The organism is Nocardia sp. NPDC049526, from assembly GCF_044465765.1.
Classification (GTDB): domain Bacteria; phylum Actinomycetota; class Actinomycetes; order Mycobacteriales; family Mycobacteriaceae; genus Nocardia.
Window position 1 is genome coordinate 219,853 of sequence record NZ_JBITMA010000001.1, and the last position, 14,401, is coordinate 234,253.

Annotated in this window: 14 protein-coding genes; 9 read left to right on the plus strand and 5 right to left on the minus strand. The window is 65.2% G+C overall.

Annotated elements, in window-relative coordinates:
* Positions 1 to 52 precede the first annotated feature (52 nt).
* The 4 genes from ACIBW7_RS00910 to ACIBW7_RS00925 form a co-directional block, all read right to left on the minus strand.
* A complete protein-coding gene (locus tag ACIBW7_RS00910; RefSeq protein ID WP_397042832.1) occupies positions 53 to 778 on the minus strand; it encodes an amino acid ABC transporter ATP-binding protein in 726 nt (241 codons plus the stop codon).
* A complete protein-coding gene (locus ACIBW7_RS00915) occupies positions 778 to 2,568 on the minus strand; it encodes an ABC transporter substrate-binding protein/permease (RefSeq protein WP_397042834.1) in 1,791 nt (596 codons plus the stop codon). The genes ACIBW7_RS00910 and ACIBW7_RS00915 overlap by 1 nt, the downstream gene beginning before the upstream one ends.
* Positions 2,569 to 2,754: 186 nt before the next feature.
* On the minus strand, positions 2,755 to 3,549 hold the full coding sequence (locus ACIBW7_RS00920) for an LLM class F420-dependent oxidoreductase (RefSeq protein WP_387286815.1): 795 nt from the start codon (positions 3,547 to 3,549) through the stop codon (positions 2,755 to 2,757).
* A gap of 567 nt (positions 3,550 to 4,116) precedes the next feature.
* Positions 4,117 to 4,542 carry a hypothetical protein gene (locus tag ACIBW7_RS00925; RefSeq protein ID WP_397042836.1) on the minus strand — a complete coding sequence of 142 codons (426 nt, stop codon included), beginning with the start codon at positions 4,540 to 4,542 and terminating at the stop codon, positions 4,117 to 4,119.
* Positions 4,543 to 4,892: 350 nt separating this feature from the next.
* On the opposite strand from ACIBW7_RS00925, the gene ACIBW7_RS00930 reads away from it, so the two are divergent.
* The 9 genes from ACIBW7_RS00930 to ACIBW7_RS00970 all read left to right on the plus strand — a co-directional run bounded on the left by ACIBW7_RS00930 (position 4,893) and on the right by ACIBW7_RS00970 (position 13,882).
* Positions 4,893 to 6,170 carry a sensor histidine kinase gene (locus tag ACIBW7_RS00930; RefSeq protein ID WP_397042838.1) on the plus strand — a complete coding sequence of 426 codons (1,278 nt, stop codon included), beginning with the start codon at positions 4,893 to 4,895 and terminating at the stop codon, positions 6,168 to 6,170.
* Positions 6,167 to 6,577: a roadblock/LC7 domain-containing protein gene (locus tag ACIBW7_RS00935; RefSeq protein WP_063045724.1), complete on the plus strand. Its 411-nt coding sequence runs from the start codon at positions 6,167 to 6,169 to the stop codon at positions 6,575 to 6,577. The genes ACIBW7_RS00930 and ACIBW7_RS00935 overlap by 4 nt, the downstream gene beginning before the upstream one ends.
* A gap of 2 nt (positions 6,578 to 6,579) precedes the next feature.
* Positions 6,580 to 6,951, plus strand: a complete 372-nt coding sequence (locus ACIBW7_RS00940) for a DUF742 domain-containing protein (protein WP_063045723.1) — start codon at positions 6,580 to 6,582, stop codon at positions 6,949 to 6,951.
* A gap of 67 nt (positions 6,952 to 7,018) precedes the next feature.
* Entirely contained in the window at positions 7,019 to 7,588 is a 570-nt protein-coding gene (locus ACIBW7_RS00945; protein ID WP_397044109.1) for a GTP-binding protein, read from the plus strand.
* The gene (locus ACIBW7_RS00950) at positions 7,585 to 8,865 is read left to right on the plus strand and encodes a cytochrome P450 (RefSeq protein WP_397042840.1); all 1,281 of its coding nucleotides are present in this window, start codon (positions 7,585 to 7,587) and stop codon (positions 8,863 to 8,865) included. The genes ACIBW7_RS00945 and ACIBW7_RS00950 overlap by 4 nt, the downstream gene beginning before the upstream one ends.
* Before the next feature lie 491 nt (positions 8,866 to 9,356).
* Entirely contained in the window at positions 9,357 to 10,526 is a 1,170-nt protein-coding gene (locus ACIBW7_RS00955; RefSeq protein WP_397042842.1) for a GNAT family N-acetyltransferase, read from the plus strand.
* Between the two features lie 21 nt (positions 10,527 to 10,547).
* Entirely contained in the window at positions 10,548 to 11,420 is an 873-nt protein-coding gene (locus tag ACIBW7_RS00960) for a hypothetical protein (RefSeq protein WP_397042844.1), read from the plus strand.
* A 432-nt stretch (positions 11,421 to 11,852) separates the two neighbouring features.
* The gene (locus ACIBW7_RS00965) at positions 11,853 to 12,947 is read left to right on the plus strand and encodes an ABC transporter ATP-binding protein (protein ID WP_397042845.1); all 1,095 of its coding nucleotides are present in this window, start codon (positions 11,853 to 11,855) and stop codon (positions 12,945 to 12,947) included.
* A gap of 146 nt (positions 12,948 to 13,093) precedes the next feature.
* Complete coding sequence (locus ACIBW7_RS00970; RefSeq protein WP_397042847.1) at positions 13,094 to 13,882, plus strand: NAD(P)-binding domain-containing protein; 789 nt, start codon at positions 13,094 to 13,096, stop codon at positions 13,880 to 13,882.
* A gap of 5 nt (positions 13,883 to 13,887) precedes the next feature.
* Here the strand turns inward: ACIBW7_RS00970 and ACIBW7_RS00975 are convergent, their stop codons facing one another.
* A complete protein-coding gene (locus ACIBW7_RS00975; protein WP_387286823.1) occupies positions 13,888 to 14,400 on the minus strand; it encodes a winged helix-turn-helix transcriptional regulator in 513 nt (170 codons plus the stop codon).
* Between the last annotated feature and the right edge of the window lies 1 nt (position 14,401).

Here is a 14,401-nt window from a genome sequence, read left to right on the forward strand (position 1 = left end):
CGACACATTAACAGGTGCGCATCTATCGAGTTTACTAGAGGTGTGCTGATGTTCACAAAACCTGGGAGAGGAAGCGCTGCAGGCGCGGGGTCCCCGGGTTGTCGAACAGAGCGTCGGGGGTGCCGGTTTCGACCACCTGACCAGCGTCCATGAAAAGCACGCTGTCGGAGACGCTGCGCGCGAAACCCATTTCGTGAGTCACCACGATCATCGACATCCCCTGGGTAGCCAGCTCGGCCATCAGCGCGAGAATGCCCTTCACCAACTCCGGATCCAGCGCCGAGGTGGCCTCGTCGAAGAACATGATCTCCGGCTGCATGGCCAGCGCACGGGCGATCGCCACCCGCTGCTGCTGCCCACCGGACAGATTCGCCGGCCGGGAATCGGCCTTCTCGGCCAGCCCGACCACCTCGAGCTGCTCGACGGCCAGCGCCCGAGCGGCATCCTTGGACAGCCCGCGGAGCTTGCGCGGGCCGAGCGCCACATTCTCCGCGACCGTCTTGTGCGGGAACAGGTTGAAGTGCTGGAACACCATGCCGATGCGCTGGCGCAGCTGATCCGGATCCTCGGTGAGCACCGACTCGCCGTCCAGCAGCACATCACCCTGATCGGGTTCGTGCAGGCGGTTCAGCACCCGCAACAGCGTCGACTTGCCGGAGCCGGACGGCCCGATGACGGTCGTGGTCTTTCCCGCGTCGACATGGATATCGACGCCGCGCAGCACATGGTTCTGGCCCAGCGTCAGATGCAGACCGGTTCCGGTGAGAGATGCACTCATTACCCGCGCCCTTCCGTGATCGTGGCCGCCTCGACCTGGTCGATGGGCTGGTCGGGTCGGCCGGTGCGCATCCGGTGGTCGATGTAGTTCACCAGGTGCGTCAGCGGGATGGTCAGCAGCAGGTAGACCAGGCCGGCCGCGACCAGCGGGGAGAGATTTCCGGTCTGCGCGTTGAGATCTCGCCCGACCGCGAACAGTTCGCGCTGGGTCGCGAGCAGTCCGAGGAAGTAGATCAGCGAGGAATCCTTGATCAGCGCGATGAATTGGTTCATCAGCGCGGGCAGTACCCGGCGCACACCCTGCGGAATCACTACCAGCGTCATGGCCTGGCGGTAGCCGAAGCCGATGGCCCGCGCGGCCTCCAGCTGACCCGCTTCCACGGATTGGATGCCGGAGCGGAAGATTTCACCGATATAGGCCGAGGCAAGCAATGCCAGCGCGATCGCACCGAGCCAATACGGGTTGTTGCCGGTGATATTGCGCACGACCGGGCCGATGCCGAGTCCAATGATCAGGATGATCACGACGGCGGGCAGGCCGCGGAAGATATCGGTGTAAACCCTTGCGGGCCAGCGCAACCAGCGTGTCCGGGAAATGCCCGCGACCGCGAGCAGCATGCCGAGTATGGTGCCGAGCACACCCGAAACCAGCGCCAGGATCAGGGTATTCGGCAGACCGGTCTTGAACAGATCGGGAAATGCCTTGCGGTACAGCGACCAGTCGAAGAACGTCTCCCGCAACTGCTGCAGCGTCGATTTCGGCGCGACCTGTCCGCTGTCGGTGGTCTTCTGCTCCGCGGCTATGGCTGCGAAGTCCGGGAGTTGCGGTGCGGGTGCGGCTTTCGAGCCGGGCTTCCAACCGGGCGGCAACTGCCTGGGCACCCAGTCGGCGTAGAGCTTGGCATAGGTGCCGTCGGCGATCACGGCGTCGAGACCACTGTTGAGCGCGTCGATCAGCGGCTGGTTGTTCTTGGCAACCGCGTAGCCGACGAAATTGTCCAGGCTGAAGGTGTTCTGGATGATCGTGGTGCCGTCACCCGACTTCACCTGCCCCTCGGCCTGCGCCGACGGCGCGACCCAGGCATCGACCTGACCAGACTTCAGATTCGCGTACGCGGTAGCGTAATCCGGGAACTTCACCGGATCCAGATGCAGCTGGTTGACCACGTAATCGTCCTGCACCGTGCCCTGCACGACGGCGATCCGGTTACCGCGTCCCAGATCCGAAAAGCCCTTGATGGCACTGCCGTTCGGGACAACGAGCGAGAAGTAGCCGAAGTCGTAACCGTTGGTGAATCCGACGCGTTCGCGCCGCTCCGCCGTGGTGGTGATATTCGACGAACCGACATCGAAGCGTCCACCGGAAACCTGCGAGAGCAGCGGTGCGAATTCGGTACCCGAGAACTCCACCTGGAGCCCGAGTTTCGCACCGATCGCCCGCAGCAGCTCATTGTCGAAGCCGGTGAACGAGCCCGCCGAGTTCAAGCAGATGCTCGGCGGTGCATCCGAGAGCGTGCCCACCGTGAGCTTGCCCGGCGTGATCAAACGCAGCTTGCTGGTATCGATCGCCGACACCGGCAACGTGCTCGCGGTGGTGTATTTGTCCGCACCCGCCGCGGCCGCCGAGCCGAGGTTCGTCGGTGCGGCCGATGCCGCGCTGAGTCCGGGCGGGCTGCATTGGTCTCGATCGGAGGAATCGTCGCCGGAACCGCAGGCCGTGGCGGCGAGGCCGACGGCGAGCAATAGCACGGCGATCAACGCACGAGACCGCACAGCGGGCAGACCAGCCATGGTGAGGAACCCTAACGTCCGATTCAGGGCTGAAAGGCAGCTACCCCGTGGCGCGTGCGGTCGGCCACACCTCGCCGGCAAGGCCTACGGCCGCCGGGCGTGCACGGATGCGGCACTATGGCCCGATCCCGGAATTCGAATCACGGTGATTCGAACCCCATCTCCGACCGGCGGTCCGGCCCAGGGCTAGGCCAGACCTCTGACCGGCTCCGGATTCACTTCGTCACGCCAACGGACCGCCCGCTCGACCTCACTCAGGTCGAACTTCGGCCCGCTCACACCGATGGTGAACAGATTCACCCCGGCGTCGACGAATGTCGCCGCCCGCTCCGCACCCGGCCATTGCACCGAGCGCTCGATCTTCGCCTGATCGGTGCCGACGTCCGCGCAGTGGTCGGTGAGCACTTTGTTCTTGTGCGCGATCGCGTCGAGGTCGGCGAAGGTGTGCCATATATCGGCGTACTGAGCGACCAGCCGCAGCGTCTTCTTCTCGCCACCGCCGCCGATCAGGATCGGGATATCGCGGGTCGGCTGCGGATTCAGCTTCTTCAGCCGGGCGGTGAGCCGGGCCATATTCGCCTTCAGCAGCGCGAGCCTGGTTCCCGGCGTACCGAATTCATAGCCGTACTCGTCGTAGTCCTTCTGGAACCACCCCGCGCCGATGCCGAGAATGAGCCGGCCATTGCTGATGTGGTCCACCGTGCGCGCCATATCGGCGAGCAGATCGGGATTGCGGTAACCACCGCCGGTGACCAGCGCACCGATCTCGATCCGTTCGGTCTGCTCGGCCCAGGCGCCGAGCATGGTCCAGCATTCGAAATGCGCACCGTTGTGGTCGCCGGTCAGCGGATAGAAGTGATCCCAGTTGAAGGCGATATCGACGCCCGCGTCCTCCGCGCGCAGCACGGCGTCGCGCAGGAGTCCGTAGTCGGAGGCGTGCTGGGGCTGTAGCTGTACACCGATTCGAACCGGTCGCGTCATTAGCCTGCTCCTCGTCGCTGGATCTGGTTCCCCGATCGAGGCTACCGGCCTCGAGATCTTCAGCGCAGCTATTACCGGGGTCCCAGGTCGACGCCAGCTATTGGGCCGCCATGGCCGACCAGCCGTAATACGTCGCGGATCCGCCCGGAGTCACGGTCGCGGTGGGCTCACCTGTGCAGTCTTTGGATGCATACACCAGGAAATTGCGGGTGCTGCGGTTCTCGAAGCGAATGTCGCGCGCGAAGCCACTAGCCCAGCACGAGTCCAAGTTGCTCAGCTCCAGAGTGCCGTCGATGATCACCACTTCTCGGCCGTCCCCATTCCCGGCTGAGCCCGTAGGAAAGGCGGAGGCGGAGGGAGCTGCCACGGACACCGCGGCGAGGGTGAGAGCACCTATGGCGGAGAGCATTCCAAATTTCACAGATTGATGCTAGGAGTTGCGCGCACACCGTCGGATGCAGTATTTCCCGTTCCTGGTGAGCGCCCATGAGTTCACCCGCATGATTTCCCGCGACGGGCAAGCGGCTTCGCTGGCCCGCAGGACTTCCGTACTGCGTGTAGGGCGGCTCAGTTGTCCGGCGGGAATTGGCCACTCGCCTGGACCGAGTTTGGGTTGAGGGTGAAGGTCACCACGTTGCCGCGGGCTCCGGAGCGTCGTGCGTGGCAGCGAGTTCCGGACGTAACCCGCCAGTGCCGCACTCGGACGGGACCGCAAGTGCCGGTGCCGACACTTGACGACGAACTCGTGCCAGATCCGACAGTGCCGATCACATGCTCGCCGCGAGCAGGACAAATGCTGATGGCTTGATCCTCATATCTTCCCTCGAACTCCACCGACAATGCAAACATCCTGTGCCGCAATAAATTACGGACCGACAGACCGTCGGACAATTTGCGGTCGGTGTTACGGATCCAGCCGGCGTCCTGAGCCGCAATGGCTCCGGATTGCCAGCCGTCTGATCTGGCCGGTTCGATCAGCGCGATGTCCGGCACATCGGATGTTCCCCGGTCCCGGCAGTGGTCGACTCCGGGCAACGCGTCACACTGCAGCAAACATAGAAGCCATCGACAAGCTGGACAGATCGACTTAAGGGCCCCAACTCGGGCGGATTCGTCATTCTCCAGCTATGCTCGGCCGCGAGATTTCTAAGCCGCGTGGTGGTGTGAGAAATAGAACATGCTGCTACGCAGAGAATATCGGGAAAACGACGAGGTTCCCGGCGGTGAACGTGGATGCGGAAGTACGGAACTTGTCATCATCATCGAATCCGTCGAATGGACAGCACCGAGGACGTCCGGTTCGACAACTACTTCCTATCTCGGCGTTCGTGACGTGCGCCATTGTGACTGCGGCAGTTGCGGTAGCCGCGCTGTCCTCCGCGCCTGCAGAGTTCCGTACCCCGGTAGCGATCGGCAGCATTGTGGCCTCGATCGCGTTGTGCGCCACGGTAACCGCGACGGTGTACTTCCACGGCGAAGCCATGCGAGCCCGCCTGGCCATCGCCGCATATGAGGCCGCGGCCACGCGAACGCAGGAATCCGATAGAGATGCGGCGGCACGCATCGCGGCCGCGAACGAGGCTGCGGATGCGCATGCACGCGACGCCAAGGACAACGAAACCCGCCGTGCCGCAGCGATGGCGGCGTTCGCGGGTGCGGCGAGCCGCATACAGGCGATGACCACCGGCATGCTGGCGGAGTTGCGCGAGATGGAAAACCGGCACAGCGATCCCCGCGTCCTGGAAGACCTCCTGCACTTGGATCACCGCGTTGCGCAAGCGGGCCGTCTCGCCGACAGCATCGCGGTGCTCAGCGGTGCGCGATCGGGGCGCCGATGGGCGAAACCGATTGCGATGGAATCAATTCTGCGTGGCGCGTTGGGACGTGTGAAGGGCTATCAGCGGGTCCGGCTACGCGCCGTTGCCGTCATCGCGATCGCCGGACATGCCGCCGAGGGCGTGATGCACACGCTGGCCGAACTCATCGATAACGCGTGCAACTTCTCCCCGCCGACCACCGAAGTGCACGTTTACGCGGCCGAAGTTCCTGCCGGTGTCGTGATCACCATCGAGGACAGCGGTCTGGTGATGAGCGAATCGGCGCTGCAGCGGGCCGAACAGGCTGTGTCCGGCGCGGGCCGGAACGGACCCGACGGCGCTTTGGATCTGTCGTCGCTGAGCGGAACTCGGCTCGGCCTGGCGGTGGTCGGCCATTTGGCCCGCAAGCACGGTCTCACCGTGTCGTATCGCCCTTCCGCGATCGGCGGAACCGCAGTGGTGGTAGTTGTCCCACGGGATCTCACCACACGCCTGGATCGTGCTCCTGGCGCGACGGCCGTACTCACGTTGCCGACGCCGGTTCCGGTGCCCGCCGCCGCGCCGCCGAAAACTCAGCCCGCTGATGTGGAATCAGTACTGCCGAAGCGGCAGCGGGGCAGCACGCTGGCTGCGGTCCACCCCGACGGGTTGTCCGCGCCGCAGCGCCCTGCGGCGGCGGTACCCCCGCCCGCGTCGGATCCCGCCGCATTCGGTGCATTCCAACGCGCTTTCGCCGCCGAAAGTACCGAGGTCCCTACCCCGCAATCACCTTCCCTTTCCTATGCCGTGGAGAACGATCGATGACAACGTCTGTGCCCTCGCAGTTGGGTTGGCTGTTGGAACAACTGCTGGACCGTACGCCCCGAACCCGGCATGCCCTGTTGCTATCCAGCGACGGGCTGAAGATGTGCCACACACCGGAACTCGGCACCGACAGCGCTGATCAGCTCGCTGCGATCGCAGCGGGTATCCAGAGCCTGTCCCACGGTGCCTCCGTCGAGTTCGGCGACGCCCGCGGCGGGGTCCGTCAATCGATGATCGAGTTCTACGGCGGCATCCTGTTCGTCGTCGAAGCCGGTGCGAGCGCACATATAGCCGTCGTCGCCGCCGAGGACGCGGACGCCGGCCTGATCGGCCACAACATGCGGGAACTGGTGGAACAACTGAGTGAGCACCTCGCGGCCGCGCCGCGCGCCGGGGTACAGGGGTAGTTGTGGTCCGGGCAGGCCGCGACGATGAACCGGACCGGCTGTACACCTTGACCGGAGGACGCAGCAAACCGGACTCCGACGCCTTCGACCTGGTCACCCTGGTGGTCAGCGAATGCGATCCGATACCGGGCATGCAGTCCGAGCACGTGGCGATCCTCGATATGTGCCGGGCGCCGACCGCAGTGGTCGAGATCGCCGCCGAGTTGCGGCTGCCGGTCGGCATCGCCACGATCTTGCTTTCCGACCTGCTGCACGCGGGCAAGATCACCGTGCGGCATCCGCACGTCAGCCCCACAGTTCCTGGCGCACCGTGGAATTCGGTGCCCGACTCCACCACCCTCGAGAAGGTGCTCGTTGGACTCCGCAATCTTTGACACCGCCACGCCGAACGCCAAGCCCTCGCGTGCCGACGCACCGCTGGACAGCACAACTCAGCGCGGATTGAAGATCGTCATAGTGGGTGGTTTCGGCGTCGGTAAGACCACTCTGGTCCGCTCGGTCAGCGAGATTCGCCCGCTCGACACCGAGGCGACGATGACCGACGCCGGCCTGGGTATCGATGACCCGAGCGGCGCACCGGGCAAGTCGACGACCACAGTAGCGTTCGATTTCGGGCGGATCACCATCGACGCCGAAAACGTGCTGTACCTATTCGGCGCCCCGGGGCAGGAACGGTTCTGGTTCCTGTGGGACCGCTTGTTCACCGGAGCGCTCGGCGCGATCGTGCTGGTGGACCAGCGTCGCATCGCCGACTCCTGGTATGCCATCGACCGGCTCGAACATCAGCGGACCCCGTTCATCGTGGCCTGCAACAACTTCGGTGCACCGAATCGGCCCGACGAGATCCGTGCCGCCCTCGATCTGGATCCTCTGGTGCCGCTCGTCGACTGCGATGCTCGTTCCCGCGATTCCGCCAAACGTGTCCTGATCACGCTCGTCGAGCACATCTATGCAGCGGCCTCGAACCTCGCGGTCCCGCATACTCGCACCACCCCGGAGATCGCGTCATGACCACCTCCAGCGCCGAATCGAGCGCGAGCACCGGCTGCCCGATGCGGCCGAACACCACGGCCGTGCCATTGGCCGGCCCGCGCTTCCACACCGATCCGCATCATCTCTATCGAGAAATGCGCCGCGACCACGGCCCCGTGGTCGCTGTCGAACTGCCCGGCGGCGTACCGGCCTGGTTGGTCATCGGCTACCGCGAACTGCACCAGGTCACCAGCGACCCGGAGCTGTTCCCCCGCGACGTCGGCCTGTGGAACCAGTGGCCGAATATCCCCGAGGACTGGCCCTTGCGGCCGATGTTCGGGTCGAGGCGGCCGTCGATCTATTTCACCGTGGGTGCGGAGCACCGCAGGCACGTGGCGATGGTGGAACCCGCCCTGGAGTCGGTCGATCCGTTCGAATTGCGGCGTACCTGTGAGGAATTGACCGATCGGCTGATCGACGGCTTCTGTGGCAGAGGCAGCGCCGATCTGATCGGGGAGTTCGCCGCGCTACTACCCGTACTGACCCTCGCCTCGGTCATCGGCTTTCCCGCCGAGGAGGGGCCGCAGCTGGCGTGGGCGATGAACGAGATAGCCGACGGTGGGCTCGAATCCCCGACGGCGTATGCGCTGTTCCAAGAGCGCATGCGATATCTACTGGCGGTGAAGAAGGATCGGCCCGGCGCCGATCTGGTGTCACGCATGCTGGCTCATCCGATCCCGTTCACCGATGAGGAGTATGTCGAGGACCTGATGACGATCACTGCCGTCGCGCACCTGCCGATCGCGGACTGGATCGGGAACTCGGTGCGGCTGATGCTTACCGACGATCGTTTCGCCGCGGCGCTCGGCGGCGCGCGCTCCAGCGTGGGGGAGGCGATGAACGAGGTGCTGTGGGAGGACACACCGTCGCAGATCCACGCGGGACGTTGGGCGGCACGCGATACGCGGCTGGGGGAAAAAACAATTCGTGCGGGCGACTTGCTGTTGCTCGGACTGGCCGCTGCCAATGCCGATCCACACGTCCGCCAGCATCTCGGTGTGGATACCGATGCCCATTCCGGCAACAGTGCGCACTTCGCCTTCAGCTACGGCGAATACCGCTGCCCGTTTCCAGCGCAGCAGATCGCGGAGATCATCGCGAGCACCAGCATCGAGGTGCTGCTGGACCGGCTGCCCGACCTGGATCTGGCCGTGCCCCCACAGAACCTGGTCCGGCGACCGTCGGCCTTCTTGCGCGGTATGACCTCCCTGCCCGTCGTTTTCACACCTGTTCGGGCTTTGCGAAGTACCCCATGAGCGCACCGGCGACTGAGGTCTAGCCCCGGCGTGCGCGCGAACTCGAGCGCATCGCGTGCGAAGCGAGCACATACAGTAATATCGCCGGTCAACCCTTACTCGGATCGTCCGGCACGTTCCTGCCGGGGTGATGGATAGGCAACACGATTCTGTTGCGAATTCGCCCTACTGTGGGCGATCCGATTGCTGGATTCGGCCCCTCTTGGCCGACCCCTTGGGTTCATCGACCTTCCCGGGATTCGTCATCGTGACGTGATATCGGTGAAAACGGGGCCCATCCTGGCTGGGGAGATGCCGGACGTCCTCGGTCCGGGCGCGAGATGCGGATATTGCGGTTGGTGGCGGCGGATGTTTCGGCCGAGCGTTCGCCTTAGGTTGATCACATACTCTCCGGTTTGTTCCGTGAGCCGGGTTCGTAGGCGAACGTCATACGCCAATTTCGCATGCAAAGAAGTTGCTGGCAGGTAAGTGGTGCAGTGCAGCAGGTTGGGATGACAAGTCGGCTCGTCGAGGATCGCGCGACGTGCGTGGTGCGGCGGGTCGAAGCAGTGGCCGATATCTCGAGGGCTTCCTGGGATGCGCTCGTCGCTCCCGGTGACCTGTACACCAGCTACGCGTGGGTGCGTCATCTCGAGGACGTGCTCGGACCGGCCCCCGTGCTGGCCTGCCAGTCGAACGGTGAGGTCGTGGGCGTGCTGCCGCTGTGGGATGGGGAGTCGGGCAGGCAGGGGCTGTTTCATCTGCCCGACTTCTTTCCCGGGTTGGATGGGCTGTGGTCGCAACGGTACCGCTGGCTCGGAGCCCGGCGTGCGACCCACAACACCCTCGCAAGCACAACGGGGGCCGAGCGGACGACGGTGTTGCGGATGCTGCTGAGCGCCGCGATCGACGGCGCCACCGACGACGGCCTGGCCGGAGTGATCATGCCCTACCTGCCTCTCATGTCGGCCGTGGAACTCGGTGCGGCGCACCCCGATGCGCGTGTGCTCGTGCACTCAGCCGAGGCTGTCGTCACCGTCCCGTCCGATGGCTGGCACGAACTCGGGCAGCGGGCGAGCAGCCACAACAGGAAGTTGCGCCGCCATGAGCTTCGTGACTTCGCCAGGCACGGGCTGGCTGTCGAATACACCGAACTGACGGACTCGGTAGCCGAGGAATCGGCGATGTTGATCGCCCAGACCCGGCACAAGCACGGCAGCCGGGACGGGGTGGACTGGATGCGGGACGTGTTCGCGGCGCAGCGGCGGGCGGGTCTGCTCGACCGTGCGGTGGCCATTTCCTGCCGGCGCGCGGGCAAACTCGCGGCCGTAGCCATCTGCTATCCGCACGGAGATCGTCTGCACGGCAGGTACTTCGGGGCCGACTACGCCCAGTCTCGGCGGGCCAACGCGTATTTCGTCGCGACTTTCCACGCCCCGCTGCACCATGCCGTGTCGGCCGGCTTCCGTCAGGTCGATCTGTCGATTTCGTCGTTGGAGGCGAAGGTCCGCCGCGGTGCCACCCTCGAGCCGTTGGCCGCGGTGGTGCTGACCGACGATAAGCGGCTGCCCAGCCGGGATGCCGTGGCGGCCCACAACCTTCGGGTGGCCGCGTCCTATCGCGAACGATTTTCGACCTATCCCTGGTCGCTGAGTCCGACCTGGCCGATCACCACACTATGACAACCCGAGGAGAGTCACCCGTTGCTACATCTCGTCTACCGATTCCGGCCCACAGCCAAGGCACGCGGCGATCTCCGGGCGTTCTGGGACTGGATCGCCGATCGACAGTTGTGGTTCTACCGCGATCTGGACATGATCATCGATACCCGCTGGCACACCGTCACCATCGGCTCGGATGTCCACTGCCTGGAACACCATGTGAGCTTCGCCGACGAGGCCGCGTGGGGTCGCTATCGCGCGGAGATCAGCCGACGGTCACAAGATCCCGACTGGGAACAGAGGCGGACGAGTCAAGACGAATGGTACGAAATCCTCGATTCCCGCATCCTGACCGACCCGCCGCGGCCGATTCCCTTACCCAGCCCTGCCGCACCGACACCGGTCGACCGGGCCCTGCGGCTCCTTGATACAGCGCGTTTCGTGACCCTCGCGACCAACGGGTCGGCCGGTCCGTGGGCGGCGCCGGTGAACTTCGTCGCGCTGCACGCCCCGGTGAGGCTACTGTGGTATTCGCTGCGCTCCGCTCAGCACTCGCTCGATATCGTGGCCTCGACACAGGTTTCCGGCTCCATGTTCCTGACCGGGCTCACCGGCGATTCGGCGCCCTCGGGAATCCCGATCGACGGCGCTCAATTCAGCGGCTCCTGCCGTGCGATCCACGACCGCGACCAAGTCGAGGAGTATCACCGGTACTACTACGAGACGAATTTCCCTGACCCGCGTGTGCGTGCCGAGTGGTTGTTGCCGGTGGAGGAGTTCCATGGCGACGGGCCGCGACGGTTCTACCTCTTGCAGGTCGAGCGTTGGTGGCTCTACGACGCGGACCGCTGGACAGTCGACAAGCACGACACCAGAATCGAAATTCCGACCGATTCGATCCGTCCGCGGTCCTAGCTGCCCGCCCCTGCGGAGTCGGTCATCGCCAGGCTCACCGATGTCGGTCCGGGAGTGCACGACCTGCGGGCCGGCGACCGGGTGATGGCATTCCGCGACGGCACGGCCGACACTTTCGTCACCCTGCCCGCCGACGTCCAAGCCGCCGGAGCGGAGGTTTGCGTGTACCGGCAAGCGCCCCTGACCGGTCCCAGATGACGATGAGCGGTGTCATTCATGGGGACGGGCCACGACGCCCACCACCTCGGCCGGACCCAGTGATTGCCACCAACCGCGCCGATCCAACTTCTGTCGCACATCGACAACTCCTGCCCGGAATGCGCGCGAACTCGATCATTTCGAGCACGAATCGAGCAGATCCAGTAATATCGCCGCTCAACCCTTACTCGGATCGTCCGGCACGTTCCTGCCGGTGATGGGATGTGATTTGTCATGGCCACCGTGACCTTCGATAGCGCGACCCGGCTCTACCCCGGCTCGTCCAAACCCGCCGTCGACAAGCTGAATCTGGAGATCGCCGACGGGGAATTCCTCGTGCTGGTCGGTCCGTCCGGCTGCGGTAAATCGACCTCGCTGCGGATGCTCGCCGGGCTCGAGGATGTCGACGACGGGCGCATTCTGATCGGCGACAACGACGTCACGCACGCCGAACCCAAGGAACGCGATATCGCCATGGTGTTCCAGAACTACGCGCTCTACCCGCATATGACCGTCGCGGAGAACATGGGCTTCGCGCTCAAACTCGCCAAGGTCGCCAAGGCGGAGAAGGAGCGCCGGGTGCTGGAGGCGGCCAAACTGCTCGACCTCGAGCCGTATCTGGAACGCAAGCCGAAGGCGCTGTCCGGCGGTCAGCGTCAGCGCGTCGCGATGGGCCGGGCGATCGTGCGCCAGCCGCAGGTTTTCCTGATGGACGAACCGCTGTCGAATCTGGACGCCAAGCTGCGCGTGCAGACGCGCACGCAGATCGCCCAGCTGCAGCGTCGCCTCGGCACCACCACCGTGTACGTCACGCACGACCAGGTCGAGGCGATGACCATGGGCGATCGGGTTGCGGTGCTCAAGGACGGACTGCTGCAGCAGTGCGCGACGCCGCGCGATCTGTACCGGGATCCGGCGAATGTGTTCGTCGCCGGATTCATGGGTTCGCCCGCGATGAATCTGTTCACGCTGCCGGTCGCCGACGGCGCGGTGGAGCTCGGCGGCGCCGAGCTGGCGGTGCCGCGGTCGGTCGCGGATGCCGCAGAGGGTTCGGTAGTGGTCGGGGTACGGCCCGAGCATCTGGAAATCGGTGGGGCGGTGGACAAGTCGGGCATCCAGATGGAAGTCGACGTCGTCGAGGAGCTGGGCTCGGACGCCTACATCTACGGCCGTACGGTTGCCGAGGGCGTGACGAACGGCGCTGGCGAAACCATTGTGGCGCGGGCGGATTGGCGCAACCCGCCGGAGAAGGGCACCCGGGTGCAGTTGACGCCCACACCGGAACACACCTACTTCTTCTCCGCCGTCGACGGTCGCCGCTTGTCCTGAGACCGCTGCGCGTGCGCTTTCGCCAATCCGAAACTTCCTACCGGATACCAGCGAAAGTGCACGCGCAGAAACGAAGGTGCCGTCCTTGCCCTCGTCGTGGAAGGCAGCGCAGGCCGCGTCCCCGAGACCGCTCGCAGCGTGGAACTGTGCGGCGAGCGCGCTGCGCGCGGATTCACGCCCGCGCCGAGTCGCCGCCATCGGCGTTCGCCCACGGCGGAAGGCCACGCGAAGACCACGCCGCACTCATAAACTCGACGCTCGAACGGGATCTGCGTGAGGAGTGGACGTTGAAGATAGCGGTGCTCGGTACCGGGCAGGTCGGACGCAGGCTCGCGAGCAAGCTGGTCGAACTCGGGCACGCGGTGACGCTCGGATCCCGGACAGCCGACAATGCGGCGGCAACCGAGTGGGCGAACGAAACCGGGGGCCGCCACGGCACTTTCGCCGACGCCGCGGCCGATGCCGAGCTGGTGTTCAACGCGACCTCCGGCACCGTCTCGCTGGCCGCGCTCACCGCGGCGGGCGCGGCGAATCTGAGCGGGAAAGTGCTGGTGGACGTGTCGAATGCACTGGATTTCTCCGGCGGATTCCCACCGAAATTGGCCACCCCCGAGGGGGGCAGCGTCGCCGAGGCGATCCAGCAGGCCTTCCCGGACGCGCGGGTGGTCAAGACCCTCAACACCATGAACAACCAGCTCATGGTTGACCCGTCCCGAATTCCGGGGCGGCACAATGTCTTTCTGAGCGGCGACGACGAATCGGCCAAGGTCGAGGTGGCGGCGCTGCTGAAATCCTTCGGCTGGTCCGATGCGCAGATCATCGATCTGGGCGGCGTGGTGACCGCGCGGAGTACCGAACCCCTTGTGCTGCTGTGGGTTCACCTCTACAACAAGTTCGGCACCGAGGACATCAACTACGCGGTGGCCACCGCCTGAGCGGATTACTTCGCCGAGCGGACGGCGCGCGAATATTCGGGGTTGAGCCGGACGCCGAGTTCTTCGAGGTCGATCTCGCGACCCGTTTCGCTGCGCACCTCCACCCGGACCGGCGCACCGCTGGATTCCTCGACCAGCAGCAGCGGCGCGGGCCCCGGCTGCAGGTAGGCATCGCCCCACTGCATGAGTGCGAGCACCGCGGGCAGTAGATCGCGACCCATATCCGTCAGCACGTACTCGTGGCGAGTCCGCCTGCCCGCCTCTTGATACGGCCGCTTGGCGAGCAGACCCGCCTCGGTGAGCTTGCGGAGCTGGCCGGAGGCCGCGGCGTCGGTGATGCCGACCCGGGCGGCGAAGCCGTCGAAGCGGGTGGTGCCGTAGTAGGCCTCGCGCAGGATCAGGATCGCCGAGCGGGTGCCGATGAGGTCCATCGCCTTCGCGATCGAGCATTCCGTGGGTTTCCACGCGCTCAGATCTGCCAACGGTCCTTCCATCACGGCTGCCATGACGAACATCATA

What these genes read in the sequence shown, in the direction of transcription:
- ACIBW7_RS00950 (WP_397042840.1), top strand. Translation starts at nt 7,585, where the DNA reads ATGACCACCTCCAGCGCCGAATCGAGCGCGAGCACCGGCTGCCCGATG.
- ACIBW7_RS00910 (WP_397042832.1), bottom strand. Translation starts at nt 778, where the DNA reads ATGAGTGCATCTCTCACCGGAACCGGTCTGCATCTGACGCTGGGCCAG.
- ACIBW7_RS00915 (WP_397042834.1), bottom strand. Translation starts at nt 2,568, where the DNA reads ATGGCTGGTCTGCCCGCTGTGCGGTCTCGTGCGTTGATCGCCGTGCTA.
- ACIBW7_RS00920 (WP_387286815.1), bottom strand. Translation starts at nt 3,549, where the DNA reads ATGACGCGACCGGTTCGAATCGGTGTACAGCTACAGCCCCAGCACGCC.
- ACIBW7_RS00975 (WP_387286823.1), bottom strand. Translation starts at nt 14,400, where the DNA reads ATGATGTTCGTCATGGCAGCCGTGATGGAAGGACCGTTGGCAGATCTG.
- ACIBW7_RS00935 (WP_063045724.1), top strand. Translation starts at nt 6,167, where the DNA reads ATGACAACGTCTGTGCCCTCGCAGTTGGGTTGGCTGTTGGAACAACTG.
- ACIBW7_RS00955 (WP_397042842.1), top strand. Translation starts at nt 9,357, where the DNA reads ATGACAAGTCGGCTCGTCGAGGATCGCGCGACGTGCGTGGTGCGGCGG.
- ACIBW7_RS00965 (WP_397042845.1), top strand. Translation starts at nt 11,853, where the DNA reads ATGGCCACCGTGACCTTCGATAGCGCGACCCGGCTCTACCCCGGCTCG.